General features: G+C 39.5%; 19 protein-coding genes. 17 read left to right on the forward strand and 2 right to left on the reverse strand.

Annotated features, from left to right (window positions below; translation table 11 throughout):
- Position 1: 1 nt before the first annotated feature.
- Positions 2–1,216 carry a nucleotidyltransferase gene (locus G6554_RS01005; RefSeq protein WP_166237839.1) on the reverse strand — a complete coding sequence of 405 codons (1,215 nt, stop codon included), beginning with the start codon at positions 1,214–1,216 and terminating at the stop codon, positions 2–4.
- 242 nt (positions 1,217–1,458) lie between these two features.
- Between G6554_RS01005 and G6554_RS01010 the strand changes: the two genes are divergently transcribed.
- The 4 genes from G6554_RS01010 to G6554_RS01025 all read left to right on the forward strand — a co-directional run bounded on the left by G6554_RS01010 (position 1,459) and on the right by G6554_RS01025 (position 3,834).
- Entirely contained in the window at positions 1,459–1,983 is a 525-nt protein-coding gene (locus tag G6554_RS01010) for a YceD family protein (protein WP_166237840.1), read from the forward strand.
- A gap of 83 nt (positions 1,984–2,066) precedes the next feature.
- A complete protein-coding gene (gene rpmF, locus G6554_RS01015; protein ID WP_007086250.1) occupies positions 2,067–2,240 on the forward strand; it encodes a 50S ribosomal protein L32 in 174 nt (57 codons plus the stop codon).
- Positions 2,241–2,358: 118 nt separating this feature from the next.
- Entirely contained in the window at positions 2,359–3,129 is a 771-nt protein-coding gene (locus tag G6554_RS01020) for an enoyl-CoA hydratase/isomerase family protein (RefSeq protein WP_166237841.1), read from the forward strand.
- Positions 3,130–3,204: 75 nt separating this feature from the next.
- Positions 3,205–3,834, forward strand: a complete 630-nt coding sequence (locus tag G6554_RS01025; RefSeq protein WP_166237842.1) for an RsfA family transcriptional regulator — start codon at positions 3,205–3,207, stop codon at positions 3,832–3,834.
- Between the two features lie 36 nt (positions 3,835–3,870).
- Here G6554_RS01025 and G6554_RS01030 read toward each other — a convergent pair whose 3' ends face one another.
- Entirely contained in the window at positions 3,871–4,344 is a 474-nt protein-coding gene (locus G6554_RS01030; RefSeq protein WP_166237843.1) for an N-acetyltransferase, read from the reverse strand.
- 236 nt (positions 4,345–4,580) lie between these two features.
- Here G6554_RS01030 and G6554_RS01035 point away from each other — a divergent pair, with 236 nt between their 5' ends.
- From G6554_RS01035 to G6554_RS01095, 13 genes are all read left to right on the forward strand, one after another.
- Positions 4,581–5,918, forward strand: coding sequence for an acetyl-CoA carboxylase biotin carboxylase subunit (locus G6554_RS01035; RefSeq protein ID WP_166237845.1), 1,338 nt, complete (start codon positions 4,581–4,583; stop codon positions 5,916–5,918).
- 17 nt (positions 5,919–5,935) lie between these two features.
- On the forward strand, positions 5,936–6,148 hold the full coding sequence (locus G6554_RS01040; protein WP_166237847.1) for an acetyl-CoA carboxylase biotin carboxyl carrier protein subunit: 213 nt from the start codon (positions 5,936–5,938) through the stop codon (positions 6,146–6,148).
- 22 nt (positions 6,149–6,170) lie between these two features.
- Entirely contained in the window at positions 6,171–7,712 is a 1,542-nt protein-coding gene (locus tag G6554_RS01045) for an acyl-CoA carboxylase subunit beta (protein ID WP_166237849.1), read from the forward strand.
- A gap of 43 nt (positions 7,713–7,755) precedes the next feature.
- Positions 7,756–8,733 carry a 2-dehydropantoate 2-reductase gene (locus G6554_RS01050; RefSeq protein WP_242637727.1) on the forward strand — a complete coding sequence of 326 codons (978 nt, stop codon included), beginning with the start codon at positions 7,756–7,758 and terminating at the stop codon, positions 8,731–8,733.
- Positions 8,730–9,125 (forward strand): DUF3397 domain-containing protein, encoded by a 396-nt coding sequence (locus G6554_RS01055; protein WP_166237852.1) that lies wholly within the window; start codon positions 8,730–8,732, stop codon positions 9,123–9,125. The genes G6554_RS01050 and G6554_RS01055 overlap by 4 nt, the downstream gene beginning before the upstream one ends.
- 87 nt (positions 9,126–9,212) lie before the next feature.
- Positions 9,213–10,847, forward strand: a complete 1,635-nt coding sequence (bshC, locus tag G6554_RS01060) for a bacillithiol biosynthesis cysteine-adding enzyme BshC (protein WP_166237854.1) — start codon at positions 9,213–9,215, stop codon at positions 10,845–10,847.
- A gap of 150 nt (positions 10,848–10,997) precedes the next feature.
- Positions 10,998–11,429: a division/cell wall cluster transcriptional repressor MraZ gene (gene mraZ / locus G6554_RS01065; protein ID WP_166237856.1), complete on the forward strand. Its 432-nt coding sequence runs from the start codon at positions 10,998–11,000 to the stop codon at positions 11,427–11,429.
- A gap of 63 nt (positions 11,430–11,492) precedes the next feature.
- Entirely contained in the window at positions 11,493–12,425 is a 933-nt protein-coding gene (gene rsmH, locus G6554_RS01070; protein WP_166237858.1) for a 16S rRNA (cytosine(1402)-N(4))-methyltransferase RsmH, read from the forward strand.
- A gap of 61 nt (positions 12,426–12,486) precedes the next feature.
- Positions 12,487–12,846 (forward strand): cell division protein FtsL, encoded by a 360-nt coding sequence (gene ftsL, locus G6554_RS01075; RefSeq protein ID WP_166237860.1) that lies wholly within the window; start codon positions 12,487–12,489, stop codon positions 12,844–12,846.
- On the forward strand, positions 12,843–15,116 hold the full coding sequence (locus G6554_RS01080) for a penicillin-binding protein (protein WP_166237862.1): 2,274 nt from the start codon (positions 12,843–12,845) through the stop codon (positions 15,114–15,116). Before ftsL ends, G6554_RS01080 begins: the two co-directional genes overlap by 4 nt.
- Positions 15,117–15,251: 135 nt before the next feature.
- On the forward strand, positions 15,252–17,171 hold the full coding sequence (locus tag G6554_RS01085) for a stage V sporulation protein D (RefSeq protein ID WP_166237863.1): 1,920 nt from the start codon (positions 15,252–15,254) through the stop codon (positions 17,169–17,171).
- 193 nt (positions 17,172–17,364) lie between these two features.
- Positions 17,365–18,825, forward strand: coding sequence for a UDP-N-acetylmuramoyl-L-alanyl-D-glutamate--2,6-diaminopimelate ligase (locus G6554_RS01090; protein WP_166237865.1), 1,461 nt, complete (start codon positions 17,365–17,367; stop codon positions 18,823–18,825).
- Positions 18,826–18,827: 2 nt separating this feature from the next.
- Complete coding sequence (locus G6554_RS01095; RefSeq protein ID WP_166237867.1) at positions 18,828–19,277, forward strand: hypothetical protein; 450 nt, start codon at positions 18,828–18,830, stop codon at positions 19,275–19,277.
- Position 19,278 lies beyond the last annotated feature (1 nt).

Here is a 19,278-nt window from a genome sequence, read left to right on the forward strand (position 1 = left end):
TTTATTCAATATAAATGGGCGACTGTGAATATTCCCGCTTTATCATTTCCTTTTTCAGCTGATTAGGGACGCCAAGTGCATACACACGTGCTGCTCTAACATCAAGGAGGATTTCATTTCCCTTAAAGGAAGAAAGCTTAGAAACAAGAGGAAGGCTGAAATTCTTTTTATTCTTGTTCAAATATTCTCTACCATTGCTGGTCATCCCTAATAGTCTTAAATAGGTGGCGGTTTCTCGTTGATTTTTCAATTCTGTTTTTTTCGTATTCGTTAGAATATGAACGCACAGACGTTGTAGTCTCGTCCATGTATACCGTTTCGTTTTTATTTTCTGCATAAATTCTTGAAAACTCCCAGCCTCTAAGGCAGCAGCCTGTAACCTGTTTTCAAGTCCTTCCTCCATCTCATAAATTTCTCGAAGTTCGTCCGGGGTCGTATGGAGAAGACGAAATTGCAGATAGCTCCAATAATTTTCCCATTGATGGAAAATTTGATAGCGTTGAAGATAGTCCTTTAACAATTGCCTGGTAGGTTCAGGTACGTATTGGTCAATTTCCGTTTTGCCATCTAATTTAGAGAAAATGGCCTTGCGGATACTCGTAGCACTTGCGATCGTTTCTGAGGCAAAATGTTCATCATGATAATCAGCATTTTTTCGGGGCACCGTCAACGGTTGCATCCCGCTTTTTTGTTTGTTAACCGCTTTTATGTATTCAAGTCCTAGGATGTTGTTCGGTTTCGCTAAATCTAAGTAATTTTCTGAGTTAGCCAATAGTTTAAATGCAAGCGATACGGCTTTTGGATAACTGACACCTTTATCCATGTATTGCTGGATATTTTCATCAAATGGTTGTTTCTGCTCATTTAAAAAATCAATGGTCTGATAAAAATCAGAGATATTTCCATTCTCACTTCCGAAGCTGACTGATTCGCAGCGGGCAGCATCTAGAATGGACACGGCCCCATTTGCAAAGGTTTCCGCTTTGTGTACAGCGAAGCGGTAGGGAAGTTCAAAGACAAGGTCGACACCACTCAATAACGCCATTTTCGTACGGGACCATTTGGAAACAAGTGCTGGCTCCCCACGCTGCAAAAAGTTCCCGCTCATTACGGCGATGACAACATCAGCCGTTGCTGCTTCCTTCGATGCTTTTAAATGGAAGGCATGTCCGTTGTGAAAAGGGTTGTATTCGACAATTACACCAACAGCATTCATTTACAATCTCCCTTTGATTTTTAACTTTTTTAACATTATAGCAAAATTCTAAGGAAACCAATCAAATAATGTGATAAGATGTTGAAGATGTTTGTCTTGGACTTATCTGGATACACTATAAAGGAAAACTCTTTTAAGTAATTCTAGTTACTGTAACATCACCTGACGGGGTGTAAAGAAAAAACATTGACAAAAATTTTATCGAAGGCTATAATTACCTTTGTTGCCTTGGGGTGATTCAATTGAAATGGACATTAAGTCAATTACAAAAATATCGAAACAAGGAATTTTTAATTGATGAGACGACTCGTGTGGATGAGATCAAACAAATTGATGCGACTATTCGCGAGGTTTCACCGATGCATATCACTGGTCGGGGAGATATCGACTCAACAAAAGTGACATTCCATTTAAAAATCGAAGGTCATTTAATCCTTCCTTGTTCTCGTACTTTAGTGGATGTAAAACTCCCAATTAATGTCGAAACAACTGAAACTTTCCTCTTACAAGGTTCAGTTTATGAAAGTGGAGAGGAAGCTTACCAAGTAAATGGTGATGTGATTGATTTAATGCCAATCATTAGAGAAATCCTTTTACTTGAGATTCCGATGCAAGTGTTTTGCGAGGATGTAGAATCTGAAGATGCAGCTCCGCAGTCCGGTAAGGATTGGGAAGTACTTCATGAGGAAAGTCAATCGAAAAAGATTGATCCGCGTCTGGCAGGACTTGCAAAGTTTTTTGACGAAAACAATTCTTCCGAATCATAATCGGCAAACCAAAGAAGCTAAGTGAAGAACCAGCACTCCTGGCCTTCATTACTTTCTTGATATTCTTTAAGGAGGTGGGAAGAATGGCTGTACCTTTTAGAAGAACTTCTAAAACTGCAAAAAGAAAGCGTCGTACTCATTTTAAACTAAATGTACCTGGTATGGTAGCTTGCCCAAACTGTGGTGAAATGAAACTTGCTCACCGCGTATGTAAAGCTTGCGGAACATACAAAGGAAAAGAAGTTGTGAACGACTAATTTCCGTTAAGGATAGAAAGCACAAGGAGCTAGTATAGTCCTTGTGCTTTTATCGTTTCTATACATACTATTGATTTCTGAGTTTCTAAAAATATAGTTATGAAAAGGGTGAGAGTGCTTGGCCTATACCATCGAAAAACGTGAGAAGGGCTATTTATTATTTACGATTACAAGAAGTGAAAAAAGAAACGCCATTAATTATGAAGTAATGAATGGCCTTCGTGAGGCAGTTAATAGAGCCTCTGAATCGGATATCAAGGCACTTATCATAACCGGTGATGGGTCACAAGCCTTTTGTTCCGGCGGTGATTTATCCGTTTTTCATAACCTTCATACCAAGGAAGAAGCGTATCCTATGCTCTCGATGATGGCAAACATTCTTTACTCGCTCCTTACCTTACCAATTCCGACCATTGCACTTATTAATGGGACGGTCATTGGGGGAGGTTGTGAGCTTGCGGCTGCCTGCGATTTTCGTTTAGCTCGAAAGGGAATTAAAGCAGGGTTTATTCAGGGAAAGCAAGCAATCACCACAGGCTGGGGCGGTGGCACCATCCTAGCAGAAAAACTTCCAACTGCGAGTGCGATGAAACTTTTAATGGAGGCAGAACTCAAGGAAGCAGAAGACTTAAAAAAACTGGGCTTTTTTAATGACCTCTTTGAAACCGACTCTCTTCATGCGTGCGAGGCATTCATGGAAAAGATGTTAGAGATTGATGGAAGTGTTCTTCAATCCTATAAAAAAGTCTGGATTAGAAAGTGGGAGCAATCCTTGCTGCGTGAAAGAATAGAGGAGGAGATTCGAAATTGTTCAGTCCTCTGGGAAAGTGATGCCCATCACGATTACGTAAAGTCGTTTGTGAGTAAAAAAACATTGAATAAAGAGTAAAAGACCACATAATAACAGTCTATCTTTTCTAGTAGAAGCATATGTATTATAAAAAACACTAGGAGGGATGGATTGATGTCACCTACGAGACAAGATGCATGGTCCCAGGATGAAGATTTGTTGCTTGCTGAAGTTGTCCTAAGGCATATTCGTGAAGGCGGGACACAACTGCAGGCATTTGAGGAGGTAGGTAAACAGCTGTCGAGAACTTCCGCGGCCTGCGGTTTCCGCTGGAACTCATATGTCCGTAAGCAGTATAAGTCTGGAATAGAGCTTGCAAAGAAGCAGCGGAAGGAGTTAAAGAAGCAAGACGCTCCAGTTGAAAGTGAGCCTATTCAAGAGCAGGCAATTGTGGAAGTTCTCCAGTCACCCCCTGGATGTGAACAAGGGAGTACGATCACCTTTCCCGCTGTAATCCATTTCTTAGAAGGACTCCAAAAACAAGCAGAGGCCTCATCTAGTTTTGAAGAGGATAGGAACAAATCCACTGAAAAAATCAAAGAGTTGGAAAAAAAAGCTTTTTACTTGGCAGCTGAAAACGAAAGACTGGCAAAAAATTTAAAGGCGATCGAGGAAGACTACCGTTCTTTAATTGAAATTATGGAACGGGCTAGGAAAATGGTCGTCCTTCATGATGAGGATCGACAACAAAAAGTAAAATTCCAAATGGACAAAAACGGAAACCTTGAAAGAGTGGAGAAGTAATAGGAAAAGCGGACACTTCTGTCCGCTTTTTCCGTGTTATTGGTTTTGGGCTTCCACACCTGCTGGATACCAGACTAGTGGATTTTCTCCACGGTCACGCTCCATATCATACTCTACGTTAGAAAACTCCATATGTTCCCAGAATTCTCTGGATTGAACTCTAGGGTTTGTCTTGATTGGGAGGCCCAAGCCTTTTGCAAATTCTACAAGAACTTTACCAAATCCCTTACCTTGATAGCCTGGTAATACCTCAAGCTTCCATAATTCTAAATAGTTTTGTGGTGGATAGAAATAACGGTCAAATTTAGCATCAATTTGATATAAACTCATTCGCGCTACTAGTTTGTCCCCAAAATAAATCCCGTAAAATGGAGAATCACTATCATCCTCAACCATATTTGCTTCAAGATCCTCAAGCATGGATAGTTCCTGAATCCCATATTCTTTAAATTTTTTAAATTCTTCTAGTGTTTTGAAATTTACTTTTAGTTTTTCCACTTTTGCTTTCATGGTCAACCTCCAAAAAATAATGATCTCAACATTTTGTATATATTCTTATGGATCTGAATAATATGAATGGAACAATTTTCGCATTATTCAAAATGAATTACTATCATTATATAACAAAACCATAAAAAATTCTTCAAATATCTTTCGAAAGCGTTTTCAAAATTTGCAGGAAATTCGGGGAATGATGTAGAAATTTAATTATGATGGAACAAAAGGGGTATGAAAGGGGAAAAAATGTGCAAAAAATTTTAATTGCCAATCGTGGAGAAATTGCCCATCGGATTATGAAAACCTGTCATGTGATGGGGATTGAAACAATTGCTATTTATTCTGAAGCTGATAAGGAAATGCCCTTTGTAAAGGCGGCAACAAAGGCTGTTTATGTAGGGGAATCACCTGTGAACAAATCCTATTTACAAAGTGATAAAATTTTGGAAATAGCAAAAAACGAAAAAGTGGATGCCATCCACCCCGGATATGGATTTTTATCTGAAAATGCAGCATTTGCTAGGAAAGTCATCAACGAAGGGATTATTTTTATCGGTCCGAAGCCTGAGACTATTGAATTAATGGGCGATAAAATTGTTTCCCGGCAAACAATGGAGAAAGCCGGTGTCCCCGTTGTTCCTGGCAGTGGTGGCGGCTTAAAAACTATTGAAGAAGCTCTTGGTCTTGCCGAGATAATAGGATACCCTGTTATGCTTAAAGCTAGTGGCGGAGGTGGCGGAATTGGTATGGTGCTTTGTGAAAATGAGCAAGCGCTCGTTAAGTCCTATGATTCGACAAAGTCGAGAGCAATGGCCTATTTCGGTTCAGATGAAGTTTTCATTGAAAAATATATTGCAAGTAGCAGGCACGTGGAAATTCAGATATTTGGTGACCACAGTGGGAATATGGTTCATTTGTTTGAAAGAGATTGTTCCATTCAAAGAAGACACCAAAAAGTTGTCGAAGAATCACCATCCCCTTTTCTATCTGATACGGTAAGGGAGAAAATGTATGAAACTGCTGTCAAAGCCGCGCGTGCTGTCGAATATTCAAATGCTGGGACGATTGAATTTATAGTCGATGAAAATGAAGACTTTTATTTTCTGGAAATGAATACACGACTCCAAGTGGAGCATCCTGTGACAGAAATGATTACAGGACTTGATTTAGTTAAATGGCAAATACTTGTGGCTGGGGGCGAGAAATTACCGTTGTTACAATCTGAGATTGTATCCACCGGAAATGCCGTAGAATTCCGCCTTTATGCTGAAGATCCTGTCCGGTTTTTACCGTCGCCGGGGAAAATTACCAAGTTTGATTGGAATGAAAATAATGGAGTCAGAATTGATTCAGGATATGAAGAAGGCGGAACAGTGACACCCTATTATGATCCGATGATTGCCAAATGTATTTTTCACGGTTCAACTAGGGCGGAAGCATTAGTTGCTGCAGAAAACTTCTTTAAAAAGTTGAAAATTGAAGGTATTAAAACTAACGCACCACTTTTCTTGAATATTCTAGCAGACCAAGATTTCCAACAAGGATTGTACACCACAAGCTTTCTAACAAAAAATTTAGTGAAATAGTAAGGAGTGTAAAAATTATGAAAGAAATTACAGCATCAATGGCTGGGACGGTATTAAATATTTTTGCTCAAGTTGGAGACCAAGTTAACACAGGTCAAGAGGTATTAATGTTGGAATCAATGAAAATGGAAATTCCAATCGAAAGTGCTGTTGAGGGTTTAGTTCAGAAGGTAAATGTCAGCATCGGTGACTTCGTCAATGAAGGCGATGTTTTACTTGTACTAGAGTAGTATTTCGGAGAGGAGGAGCATAATGGCAACAACTCATACATTAAATGACCAATTAAATGAAAATAGGAAAAAAATCGAGGCTGGCGGACATCCAAAATATCATGAAAAGCTGACAGAGCAAAAAAAGCTGTTTGTTCGAGACCGCCTGAGATTATTATTTGATGAAGGGAAATATGAGGAAGATGGAAAATTTGCCAACTTCCAGGCTGGTGATCTGCCGGCAGACGGTGTTGTAACAGGTATTGGTAAAATTAATGGTCAGACAGTTTGTGTCATGGCCAATGATTCAACAATTAAAGCTGGCTCATGGGGGGCTCGCACGGTTGAAAAGATCATCCGGATTCAAGAAACGGCGGAAAAATTAAAGGTCCCTTTATTTTATCTGGTTGATTCTGCTGGTGCGAGGATCACTGATCAAGTAGAAATGTTTCCAAATCGCCGCGGAGCAGGGAAAATCTTCTATAACCAAGTGAAGCTATCAGGAATGATTCCACAAGTATGTATTCTGTTTGGTCCTTCAGCCGCTGGTGGTGCATATATCCCGGCATTCTGTGATTTGGTTATTATGGTCGATCAAAATGCATCGATGTATTTGGGCTCACCGCGGATGGCTGAAAAGGTAATTGGCGAAAAGGTAACGCTTGAGGAAATGGGCGGTGCCCGCATGCACTGTACAATCAGCGGCTGTGGAGATGTATTGGCCTACAGTGAGGAAGAAGCCATTGAATCGGCAAAAAAATATATTAGTTATTTTCCTGCAAGTTTTAAGGAAAAGCCAAAATTGATTGAGGGTGTGGCAGCAAAGGATGGCCGTGAACTGGAAGCGATTATTCCTGAAAATCAAAATGCCCCATTTGATATGTTTGAATGTATTGATCGACTTGTGGATAATGCTAGTTTTTATGAAATAAAGAAGTTATTTGCACCGGAATTAATTACTGGAATAGCCAGAATCAATGGAAGAGCTGTTGGAATTATTGCCAATCAACCTAAGGTAAAAGGCGGTGTTTTATTTGTGGATTCCGCTGATAAAGCAGCAAAATTCATCCAGCTCTGCGATGCTTTCCATATTCCCTTACTATTCTTAGCGGATGTTCCAGGCTTTATGATAGGCACGAAAGTAGAAAGAGCCGGGATTATCCGTCACGGGGCAAAATTGATTGCCGCTATGAGTTCTGCTACCGTACCGAAAATCTCAGTCATTGTGAGAAAAGCTTATGGTGCAGGTCTTTATGCGATGGCAGGTCCGGCATTTGAGCCTGATTGCTGTATTGCTCTGCCAACTGCCCAAATTGCAGTCATGGGTCCGGAGGCTGCTGTAAATGCTGTTTATTCTAATAAGATTAATGAAATTGCGGACGCTAAAGAAAGAATCGCCTTTGTTCAAGAAAAGCATAAAGAGTACAAAGAGCATATTGATATTTATAAACTTGCTTCAGAGCTCATTGTTGATGAAATTGTCGCCCCGTCAGAATTAAGAGAGGTGCTTATTCAACGATTTGCTTACTATGAAACAAAGGAATTAACCTTCAGTGTCAGAAAGCATCCAGTTTATCCAGTTTAACATGCTTCCCCCTTTTCGATTTTATCGGAAAGGGGTTATTTTTTTGAAAAATCCTACTAATAAGTCTTCAGCATCTGCTAAAATAACGAATAAAGACAATTTAAAACGAGGGATTATGATGAAAGTTGGAATTATTGGAGCCGGTTCAATAGGATTATTATTTGCATCCTACATTAGCAGGGCTCTTGATGTGACGATATATACGAGAACATCTAAGCAAGCACAAGAGATTAATAAAAATGGAATCAAACTACGTAATGAGGGAAATGAGAGAGTAACGATGGTCAGGGCGCAGCCAATCGGGATGTGGACGGGCACAGAAAATTTTACGATTATAGCAGTGAAACAATATCAGCTTCCACCCATTATCGAGAAAATAAATCAGTTATCGGCTGTGCCAGAACACCTATTATTTTTACAAAATGGAATGGGGCATTTAAAGCTTCTCGAGGGTGTAAGAGCAAATGATCTCTATGTTGGATCTGTGGAACATGGAGCACTAAAGGAAAATTCAACTACTGTCAGCCATAATGGAAACGGCGTTACGAATGTGGCTGTATTTAAAGGTGCTGCCGTTTCATTACAGCAATTGGTATCCGAACTTAATGGAGAATTTCCAATGGTGTTACATGAAGACTTTTATCCAATGTTGATAAAAAAATTAATTGTTAATGCAGTCATAAACCCCTTAACCGCACTCCTTCAGGTGAAAAATGGAGTTTTAATCAAAAATCGTTTCTATTTCCAAGCGGTACAGAAGGTTTTTGCGGAAATTTCCTTTATTTTGAACCTTGAGCAGCCGGAGGAATATTTGCGTCTGGTCATTGATATTTGTAAAAATACGGAAGATAACCGGTCCTCGATGTTTAAAGATATGCAAGCAAACAATTTAACAGAAATTGATGCAATTTTAGGCTATTTACTAGATGAAGCAGAAAAGCAGGAGAAAGAGGCACCACAATTGAGTCTTCTTTATCATTTTATTAAGGGAAAAGAACTTGACAGGGAGGGCGCTTTATGAGCACAATCCTTTCTGCTTTTTTAACCGTCTTCTTTACATTACCGTTTTTAGGAACTATTCTTGTTTTTTTAATGCTTAAATTCATCACAAGAAATTCACGTAGATCTTTACATCTGGCACTGGATTACACAACCATCTTGTTTATCTTTTCTGTTCACTTTTTAATCGTTATCATTTGGGGGAAATCGTTATTATGGATGATCATCCTTATCATGATCATGATTGCCATGGTCTTTGTTTTTGTCCATTGGAAGCTAAAAGAAGAAATTATCCTAGGAAGGGTAATGAAAGGTTTTTGGCGCTTTAGTTTTCTGTTCTTTTTTCTCGTGTATATCACCTTAACTTTGTATGGATTAATCCATCGAGTCGTTATTTTTACGTTTTTTACATAATTACAAGTCGAAGTTTTTTTAAATTTGGATGGGGAGTGGTATACTCGTAAAAGAATGAATTTGGGTGATCAGAAAGGAAGTACATAAATGGAGATTTTAAATCTCTCGTTACCAGCAACGAACCGGTTTGCATCACATTATTTGGAACAATCTGTTGAAATCCAGTCTTTTTTTCATTATCGTTTTAATGATCAACAAGAAGATATGAAAAGAATAGCTGAACTTAGCAGCCGATCGTTTCCGCGCAAAGAGGTTGCTGCACATATTGAGGGTTTTATGGAGCGCTTTCCGTCTTCAGATGCTGTAAAGAATTCACTTGAAAAGTTGAAGGCAAATAATAGTGCTGTTGTTATTGGCGGCCAACAGGCTGGGATTCTGACGGGACCTCTTTATTCCATACATAAAGTCATCTCAATCATAAAATTAGCTGAGCAAAAAGAAAGACAGTTGGGAATCCCCATCATCCCTGTTTTTTGGATTGCCGGTGAGGATCATGATTTCCAGGAAGTCAATCATATCTTTGTACCTTGTGCAGGAAGAGTAGATAAGTGGACATATCCCGAAAAAGTCCATCAAAAGAAAATGGTATCGGATATCACATTAAACAAGGATATCTGTCTTTCATGGGTAGAAAATTTGATAAAAAATTTTGGTGAAACAGAGCACACAAATAATCTTTTAGAATTTGCCGAAGTACAAATAACTAAGTCACCCACCTTTGTCGATTTCTTTGCGAATATAATTATGGAACTTTTCAAGGATTACGGGTTGTTAATTGTTGATTCGGGGAATAAGGATTTCCGCCAGATACAAAAGGATTTCTTTAAAGAACAAATTGTTCAGCACGAAGCGATCACTTTCTCGCTTTTAGAGCAGCAAAAGCAAATAACGGAAAATGGCTTCCCTATTACCATTGAGGCAGACGAGAAAGCGGCAAACCTTTTCTATTATAATAAAAGAGTAAATGAGCGAATTTTGCTAGAATATGATCGTGAAATTGATTGCTTTGTGGGAAAAAGTGGTGCTATTACCTTTACTAAAGAAGAATTACTAGTGCTGGCTGATGAAAATCCTGCTGTATTAAGTAACAATGTGGTGACACGTCCGCTCATGCAGGAATGTCTTTTTCCGACAATAGCTTTTATAGCAGGCCCTGGTGAAATTGCTTACTGGGCTGAACTTAAGCTTGTATTTGAGCATTTTCATCTAAAAATGCCGCCTATTGTCCCACGCTTGAATATTACTTTTTTAGATCGTTCAGTGGAAACAGATATTTCAGAATTGAAGCTGGATTTGATGGAGATCTTGAAAAATGGAACCGAGCAGGTAAAGGAAAAATTTTTGGCTGCAATTAAAGACAAAGAATTAGCAGAATTATTCTCCCGGACGATAGAGCAGTTAGGAAATCAATACAAACTGATTGAAGCCAAAACAGAGCAACTAGATCGTTCGCTCATGCCGATGTTGAAGAAAAACGAGAATTATTTATTAAAAGAGATTGGCTTCATGCAATCAAAACTAGAAAATGCAGTAAAGTTGAAACACGATGTCCTCTTAAAAAAATATGCCAGGATTGATCTGGCATTACGGCCTGATGGATTTCCGCAAGAACGAGTATGGAATGTATTTTATTATTTAAATAAACATGGTTTATCGTTCATGAATAAGGTAATGGCAGGGACCTTTGAATTTGATGGCCGTCATAAGGTATTAAAAGTATAGGAAACCTTCACACTTGTTGTGAGGTTTTTTTTTTGCCCAAAATTACGAATAAAAAAGGATTTTCAAGAAAGTGGAGCGAATTGTTTAAAAATAGGTGGTGAAAAGTGGGGGAATGTGGTACATTTTTTATAGAAAGTGGGGGTAACGGGTATGTTCATGGGTGAATACCATCACAGCATTGATATTAAAGGCCGTATGATTGTGCCCTCCAAATTCCGAGATGAACTTGGCGACATTTTTATCATCACTAGAGGATTGGATCAATGTTTATTTGGTTACCCAGTTTCAGAATGGGAGCTTATAGAAGAAAAGCTAAAAGGGCTGCCGCTGACAAAAAAAGACGCCCGTGCCTTTACAAGATTCTTCTTTTCAGGTGCAACAGAGAGTGAACTTGATAAGCAAGGAAGAATCAATATCCCTGCACCACTGTTGCAATATGCAAAATTGGAAAAGGAATGCGTAATCTTAGGTGTTTCCAATCGAATTGAAATTTGGAGCAAACAGATTTGGGAAGATTATTTTACACAGTCTGAAGAATCTTTTGCGGAAATTGCAGAAAATATGATTGGCTTTGATATATAATGGGAAAGTTATATTAATATATTTTCTTGTTATTATCGTTCGATTGGAAAAGGAAGGTACGAAATGTTTGAACACACAACTGTATTGTTAAAAGAAGCTGTAGACGGCCTAAATATTAAGCCAGATGGAATTTATGTCGATTGTACATTGGGCGGTGCGGGTCATAGTTCCCGTATTCTTTCAAAGCTTGGGGCAGGTGGTAAATTATATGCATTTGACCAAGATGAAACAGCCATTGCACATGCAAAGGAAAAATTAGCTGAATATGGTGACCAATTAGTTATTATTAAAAGCAATTTCTTATATTTAAAAGACGAACTTGAGAGTCTTGGAATTAATCATGTAGATGGAGTCTTATATGATTTAGGAGTATCATCACCACAGCTGGATACACCTGAAAGGGGTTTTAGCTATCATCATGATGCACCACTGGACATGAGAATGGACAATGATGCAGATGTTTCCGCTTATGACGTGATTAATCATTGGTCATATGAAGATTTAGTCCGTATCTTCTTTCGCTACGGGGAGGAGAAATTCTCCAAACAAATCGCTCGTAAAATTGAGGCAGCGAGAGAAGTAAATCCAATTGAAACTACGTTCGAGTTAGTAGAATTGATTAAGGATGGGATTCCGGCACCTGCGAGAAGAAAAGGTGGACATCCTGCGAAAAGAATTTTTCAAGCTGTCAGAATAGCTGTAAATGATGAATTAGCGGTATTTGAAAAGTCTTTGAACCAAGCGATTGACCTGCTAAAGCCTGAGGGTCGAATTAGTGTCATCACCTTCCATTCACTTGAGGATCGAATTTGTAAGGCTGCCTTTAAGAAGGCGAGCGAGACCCCACAATTGCCTAAGGGATTGCCTATCATTCCCGATGAGTATAAACCGGAATTAAAGCTAGTCTCCCGGAAACCAATTCTTCCATCTGAAGAGGAATTAGTGCATAACAATCGCGCGCGATCAGCAAAGCTTCGTATAGCAGAAAAGCTATAAGAAAAGCGAAAGCGCCTTGGTGCTTTCGCTAGAATAGAAAACTAATCTGGAGGGGAAATGGTTGAGTAATCTTGCCAGGAAATATTTAGAACAGCAACAAGCAGAACAAAAAGCGCAAAACAAAGGTCAAGTGAAAATAAAGAAGTCCTGGCTTACTCCAGGGGAAAAAGTAATAGGCGTCGTATTCGCCGGAATGGTATGTTTTGGGGCAGTTCACCTTGTTTCAAACCAATCAAAAATTTACCAGGTTAACAAGGACATTCAATTGGTGGAAGAAAAAGTCTCGGATCAAAAAAAGGTTAATAGTGATTTACAGGTACAAGTAAACGAATTAAGTTCCTATGATCGAATTTTTAAAAAGGCAGAGGAAATGGGTCTTTTTAGAGATGAAAATAACGTCAAGGTTGTGCAGAAAAAATGAACAAGAAACAGCCATATATGAATGTAGGAGCAGCGATATTGTTTGCGATATTCGGCCTGCTCTTTTTTGTATTGATCTGCAGGTATTTTTCGATTCAAATTTCTGGGGAAGTTAGCGGACAGCCACTTGCTGCAAAAGCTCAGCAAAAATATGGACGGGAGGGAATCCTTCCAGCCGAGCGTGGGATCATATTTGACCGTAATGGTGAATTGGTGGCCGAGGATACAGCAGCCTACACTCTTATCGCAATTCTAGATAAAAAAATGACTGTGAATCCAAAAAAACCGAAACATGTAAAGGATCTTAATAAAACAGCACAGGAGCTTTCCAAGTATATAAATATGGAAGAAACAGAGATTTATAAAATCCTAACCACTGGGAAAGAAAAGAAAAGGTTCCAAGTCGAATTCGGCAAGGCAGGAAGAGATATTTCCTATGATACAAAGAAAAAAATAGAAGACCTTGAGCTCCCTGGGATCACATTTTCACGTGATTCGAAACGTTTCTATCCAAATGGAATCTTTGCTTCACATTTAGTTGGATATGCTGAAATAGAGAAAAAAAAGGATGGGACTTACGTCAAACAAAAGGATGGAACCTACAAAGTAGAAGGAAAAATGGGAATTGAACAAGCCTTCAATGATGAATTAACAGGGAAAAATGGAAAAATTGATTATGAGGGAGATTTGTGGGGCTATATTCTTCCTGATGGCAAAGAAAAGATCACCCCAGCGCAGGACGGAAACGATGTATATTTGACAATCGACCAAAAAATCCAAGCCTTTTTGGAGGATGCCATGGATAATGTGGTGAAGGAATATAAACCGAAAAAAATCATTGCACTAGTGGCAGACCCAAAAACAGGGGAAATTTTGGCAATGGGTCAGCGCCCATCGTTCCATCCGAAAACAAAAGAAGGAATTGACAAAAGTTGGCATAACGAAGCAATTGAAACGTCATTTGAACCAGGTTCAACCATGAAGATTTTTACCCTTGCAGCTGCCGTTCAAGAAAAAGTGTTTAACCCAAATGAAATCTATCCATCCGGTTCCTATCGGGTGACCGAGAAATCTCAAGTAATTCATGATCATAATTACTCCGGCTGGGGACCGATTACTTTTCTTGAAGGTGTTCAACGATCTTCGAATACAGCTTTTGCAAGAATTGCTAATGAAAAATTGGGGTTTGACAGATTTAGGGAATATTTAACTAAATTTGGATTTGATAAACCAACAGGAATCGAACTTCCGAATGAAACATCAGGAAAAATTCAATATACCTATCCAATAGAAAAAGTCACTACCGCTTATGGTCAAGGAACAGCGATTACACCGATTCAACAAATTCAAGCAGCTACTGCAATTGCGAATGATGGAAAAATGGTAAAGCCGCATGTGGTTGAAAAGATTGTTAATCATGATACTGGTGAAACAATTAAAAAAATGACACCAGAGGTTGTTTCAACCCCAATTTCTGCAGAGACGGCGAAGGAAGTAAGAGATATATTGGAAACAGTTGTTACCTCTCCAAAGGGTACTGGAGGACTATATAAACTTGATGGTTACAGTGTGGCAGGTAAGACAGGGACTGCTAATATCCCTGGACCTAATGGAAAATATTTAACTGGTACAGATAATTATATATTTTCATTTTTAGGCATGGCACCCAAGGATAATCCCAAATTAATTGTTTATGTGGCAGTTCAACAGCCTGAAGGATTAGAAAATTATGGGCAAGGAGCGATTCCTGTTTCAATGATTTTTAATCCTGTGATGAAGAACAGTCTGCATTACTTAAATATCCAACCATCTATGCTTGAAAAGGCTGTAGTTAATAAACTACCTAATCTTAAGGGACAAGCGACCGAGGAAGCTGTAAAGAATCTAAAAGAAATTGGCTTTGAAACAGTTGTGCTTGGCAATGGAACAAAAGTTGTTGGACAGCTGCCAAAAGCCGGGACGACTGTTTTGGAAGGTGAGAGGATAGTCATCCAAACCGAAGGTGATCTAACGGCACCGGATATGACTGGGTGGTCACTTAGGGATGTTATGAAAGTATCTACCATTGCCGGATTAAAATTAACTTCAAAAGGTCAGGGATATGTCACTCAGCAAAATATTACGCCAAACACTCTCTTAAAGAGTGGGGATTTCCTTATTGTTGATTTAATAACCCCTGAAGAACAATGGAATGCAGAAATGAAAACAACAGAAGATGAAACTGGAAAAACGAAGGATGAACAAGAACAAGATAAGAAGGTGCAAGATTAATCGTTAATCCCGCTTTTTAAGCGGGATTTTTGCTTTACCGTGGACAGATGTAATTACGTTCTATTAGAACAGGTACAAGCATATAAATGAATGATAATGGAATGCAGTGCGTGATAAAGGAGGATTATTCATTGTATGCGTGTTTCTAATGTAACTGTCCGTAAACGGCTTATGATTGCTCTATTCGTTGGCATCCTTACCTTTTTAATAATTGATGTTCGGCTGGGGTATGTCCAATTTATCCTTGGTGACATGCTGACTGATGGGGCAAAAGGATCTTGGAGCCGGAATATCCCTTTTGAACCTGAGCGAGGCAAAATAGTTGATCGGAATGGGGTACCGTTAGCAACGAATATTAGTGCCCCTACTGTTTATGTGATTCCAAAACAGGTAAAAGACCCGGCAGCGACGGCTGAAAAGTTAGCAGCAGTGCTGGATATGCCAAAGGAAAAGGCATATCGGGACATAACAAAGGGTGCTTCGTCCGTCCGGATTAAGGAAGGCAGAAAAATATCTCACGAGAAGGCAAAGGAAATTAGAGCCCTCGATCTTGAAGGTGTTTACATTGGGGAAGATTCGAAACGGCATTATCCAAATGGGAGTTATCTTTCCCACGTTCTAGGATTTACAGGGGTGGACAACCAAGGATTAATGGGACTTGAAAAGTACTACGACAAAGAGCTAAGTGGTGAACGCGGAGCAGTAAAATTTTACGCCAATGCCAAGGGTGAAAGAATGAATGATATGGCTGACGATTATGAGCATCCCGTAAACGGCCTTGATTTGAAACTAACGATTGATTCAAAAATAGAAACGATTATCGAAAGGGAACTGGATATTGCTGAAGCAAAATATAATCCAGATGGAATTGTAGCGATTGCTATGAATCCAAATAGCGGCGAAATATTAGGAATGTCAAGCAGACCGACATTTGACCCGGCCAACTTCCGTAATGTTCCACAAGAGGTTTATAACCGGAATCTTCCAGTATGGTCAACGTATGAGCCAGGTTCTACCTTTAAAATTATTACCCTTGCCGCAGCACTGAATGAAGGAAAGGTTGACTTGGAAGGAGATCATTTTCATGATTCAGGGTCAGTACAAGTTGCTGGTGCGAGGTTAAAATGCTGGAAAAGAGGGGGGCATGGGAGTCAAACTTTTTTAGAGGTTGTTCAAAATTCCTGTAACCCGGGGTTTGTAGAATTAGGTGATCGATTAGGAAAAGACAAGCTATTTAAATATATAAAGGATTTTGGCTTTGGACAAAAGACGGGGATTGATTTGCAAGGGGAAGGAACGGGTATTTTGTTTAACTTGAACCGAGTGGGTCCTGTTGAACAAGCCACAACCGCCTTTGGTCAGGGTGTGTCGGTAACGCCCATCCAGCAGGTCACAGCCGTTTCAGCAGCCGTTAATGGCGGGATTCTTTACAAGCCGTTCATCGCAAAGGAGTTAATTGATCCAGTTACAAACGAAGTAGTGATGAGAAATACTCCGGTAGAAAAAAGACGAGTGATTACTGAAGAAACATCAAAGGAGATCCGCAATGCACTGGAAAGCGTTGTGGCGCAAGGAACAGGCGGCAAAGCATTTGTTGAGGGATATCGTGTTGGCGGTAAAACAGGAACGGCACAAAAGGCACAGGGGGGTAGATACTTAGAAAATAACTATATCGTTTCTTTTGTAGGTTTTGCACCCGCTGATGATCCCCAGATTGTTGTTTATGTGGCAGTGGATAATCCCAAAGGTGTCACCGCCTTTGGGGGAACCATTAGCGCTCCAATAGTCGGTAATATAATGAAGGATGGCCTAAGTGCGATGGGGATAGAACCTAGAAAGGATCAAATTGAAAAGAAAATCAAGTGGCCAGATACCCCACTATTAACATTGCCAGACTTTGTAGGATTGTCAAAAAGCGAACTTCAAGAGCAAATGATCAATTTGAAAGTTGATGCGAGTGGTGAAGGAGATGTCGTTGTAAAACAATCACCTGAACCGGGAACAAAGGTTAAGGAAGGCTCAAAAGTACGGCTTTATTTCGGTAATGGGGAATAGCTGACATAAGAAGAATAATCAACAAAGGGCGGTCGGAATGTGTTCCGCCGCCTAAAATTTTATTAAGCTTTAAATACTAAATGGAAAAATAAAATGTTTTAATGTAAAATAAGATGGAACTTTCAAGAGAAGGTTAATTAGGTAAATAGTGATAAAAAGATTTTTGGACGGTTATGAGAGGATTTGAGAGAAAATGAGGTTACAAAAGCTGCTTGAATATTTGCATCCGATCCATCCTTTTATGGGGGAAGACCCGGAAATCACTTCAATTGAAAATGATAACCGGAAGGTGCAAAAAGGGAGCTTGTTTATTTGTATTAATGGCTATACTGTGGATGGGCATGATTTTGCAGCGTCTGCTGTTAATAATGGTGCTGCAGCCATCCTTGCTGAGCGTCCGTTAGACCTGGATGTACCTGTAGTCGTTGTTAACGATACGACAAGAGCTATGGCAGTGCTAGCTGATTGCTTTTACGGACAGCCAACGAAAAGGCTGCAATTAATTGGCATCACAGGAACAAACGGAAAAACGACCACCAGTCACCTGATTGAAAAAATATTTGCCGATACTGGGAAAACAACAGGCTTGATCGGTACCATGTATACGAAGATTGCTGATAAGACATTGGAGACAAAAAACACAACTCCAGAAAGCCTGACACTTCAAAAAACATTTCACCATATGGTAGAGGCTGGTGTCAGTCTTGCGGTAATGGAGGTTTCATCGCATGCCCTTGACTTAGGCAGGGTCCACGGATGTGATTTTGATATTGCTGTTTTTACTAACCTTACACAGGATCATCTTGATTACCATAAAACGATGGCGGAATATAAGCGGGCAAAAAGTATGTTGTTTGCCCAGCTTGGCAACTCCTTCGATAAAAACAAACCGAAATTTGCAGTCTTAAATGCAGATGACCCCGCATCAGAAATGTTTAGCAGGTCAACGGCTGCACATGTGGTTACATACGGAATCGATCAGAAGGCAGATCTGCAAGCTCAAAATATTCAAATGACACCAAAAGGAACAAATTTTGATCTTGTTATGAAGGGTGCCATCTATCCGGTTCAAATGCAATTAATTGGTAAATTTAGCGTTTATAATGTTTTAGCAAGTATTACCGTTGCATTAGTTTCAGGCATTGAGATTCATACTATCATCCATTCTATCGAAGATGTTGAAGGGGTGGCTGGCAGGTTTGAACTTGTTAACGCAGGCCAGGAATTTACGGTAATAGTTGATTATGCACATACACCTGACAGTCTAGAAAATGTGTTAAAGACCATTCAACATTTCGCGCAGAATCGGGTTTTCGTCATTGTTGGCTGTGGGGGAGATCGGGATCGTACCAAACGGCCATTGATGGCACAAATTGCCTGTAATTGGGCAACAGACCCTATTTTCACCTCGGATAATCCAAGAAGTGAAGATCCGCTAGCAATATTAAAGGAAATGGAAACAGGTGTGGAAGGTAAATCATACCAAGTCATACCTGATCGAAGAGAGGCGATTCATTCGGCTGTCCGTCAGGCAGAAGCGGGAGATATTATTTTAATCGCTGGAAAAGGTCATGAAACCTATCAAACCATTGGCAATGTCGTTCATGATTTTGATGACCGAATTGTAGCCAGGGAAGCTATTGAGGGGAGATAGGTATGTATTTAGCTTTGAGTGACGTGGCAGGATTGATTCCTGATAAACAAGGAATCCAGGATGAAATGGTGTTTCATACGATTACGGATCATGCAAATACCAGTCAGCCGAAAGGTTTATTTGTAGCCATAAATAAGGAATCTGGGGATCTTTTAGAAGCGATTGCGAATGGAGCAATCGCCGCTATCTGGGATCAGGAAGAGAAACTTCCAGGATACACACCAACATATTTCCCTGTTTTTTTTACAACGGATATGGCTTGGGCGGTAAAAGAGATCCTAACACATTATTATGAAAAATTAGACGGAGAATCGATTAAGCACATGGAGATTACGAACTTTATATTTTCAAATAAAAAACTTCTTAATAAAAACAAACAATCATATGATATAGCTGGGATACTAGAAAAGCTGACAAATAAACGATCGAATGATGCCGGAAGGAGGGGATAAA

The sequence above is a fragment of the Bacillus sp. MM2020_4 genome, assembly GCF_011250555.1.
Taxonomy (GTDB): Bacteria; Bacillota; Bacilli; order Bacillales; family Cytobacillaceae; genus Neobacillus.

What these genes read in the sequence shown, in the direction of transcription:
- G6554_RS01025 (WP_166237842.1), top strand. Translation starts at nt 3,205, where the DNA reads ATGTCACCTACGAGACAAGATGCATGGTCCCAGGATGAAGATTTGTTG.
- mraZ (WP_166237856.1), top strand. Translation starts at nt 10,998, where the DNA reads ATGTTCATGGGTGAATACCATCACAGCATTGATATTAAAGGCCGTATG.
- G6554_RS01080 (WP_166237862.1), top strand. Translation starts at nt 12,843, where the DNA reads ATGAACAAGAAACAGCCATATATGAATGTAGGAGCAGCGATATTGTTT.
- G6554_RS01030 (WP_166237843.1), bottom strand. Translation starts at nt 4,344, where the DNA reads ATGAAAGCAAAAGTGGAAAAACTAAAAGTAAATTTCAAAACACTAGAA.
- rpmF (WP_007086250.1), top strand. Translation starts at nt 2,067, where the DNA reads ATGGCTGTACCTTTTAGAAGAACTTCTAAAACTGCAAAAAGAAAGCGT.
- G6554_RS01090 (WP_166237865.1), top strand. Translation starts at nt 17,365, where the DNA reads ATGAGGTTACAAAAGCTGCTTGAATATTTGCATCCGATCCATCCTTTT.
- G6554_RS01040 (WP_166237847.1), top strand. Translation starts at nt 5,936, where the DNA reads ATGAAAGAAATTACAGCATCAATGGCTGGGACGGTATTAAATATTTTT.
- bshC (WP_166237854.1), top strand. Translation starts at nt 9,213, where the DNA reads ATGGAGATTTTAAATCTCTCGTTACCAGCAACGAACCGGTTTGCATCA.
- G6554_RS01085 (WP_166237863.1), top strand. Translation starts at nt 15,252, where the DNA reads ATGCGTGTTTCTAATGTAACTGTCCGTAAACGGCTTATGATTGCTCTA.
- G6554_RS01045 (WP_166237849.1), top strand. Translation starts at nt 6,171, where the DNA reads ATGGCAACAACTCATACATTAAATGACCAATTAAATGAAAATAGGAAA.
- G6554_RS01055 (WP_166237852.1), top strand. Translation starts at nt 8,730, where the DNA reads ATGAGCACAATCCTTTCTGCTTTTTTAACCGTCTTCTTTACATTACCG.
- rsmH (WP_166237858.1), top strand. Translation starts at nt 11,493, where the DNA reads ATGTTTGAACACACAACTGTATTGTTAAAAGAAGCTGTAGACGGCCTA.
- G6554_RS01095 (WP_166237867.1), top strand. Translation starts at nt 18,828, where the DNA reads ATGTATTTAGCTTTGAGTGACGTGGCAGGATTGATTCCTGATAAACAA.
- G6554_RS01005 (WP_166237839.1), bottom strand. Translation starts at nt 1,216, where the DNA reads ATGAATGCTGTTGGTGTAATTGTCGAATACAACCCTTTTCACAACGGA.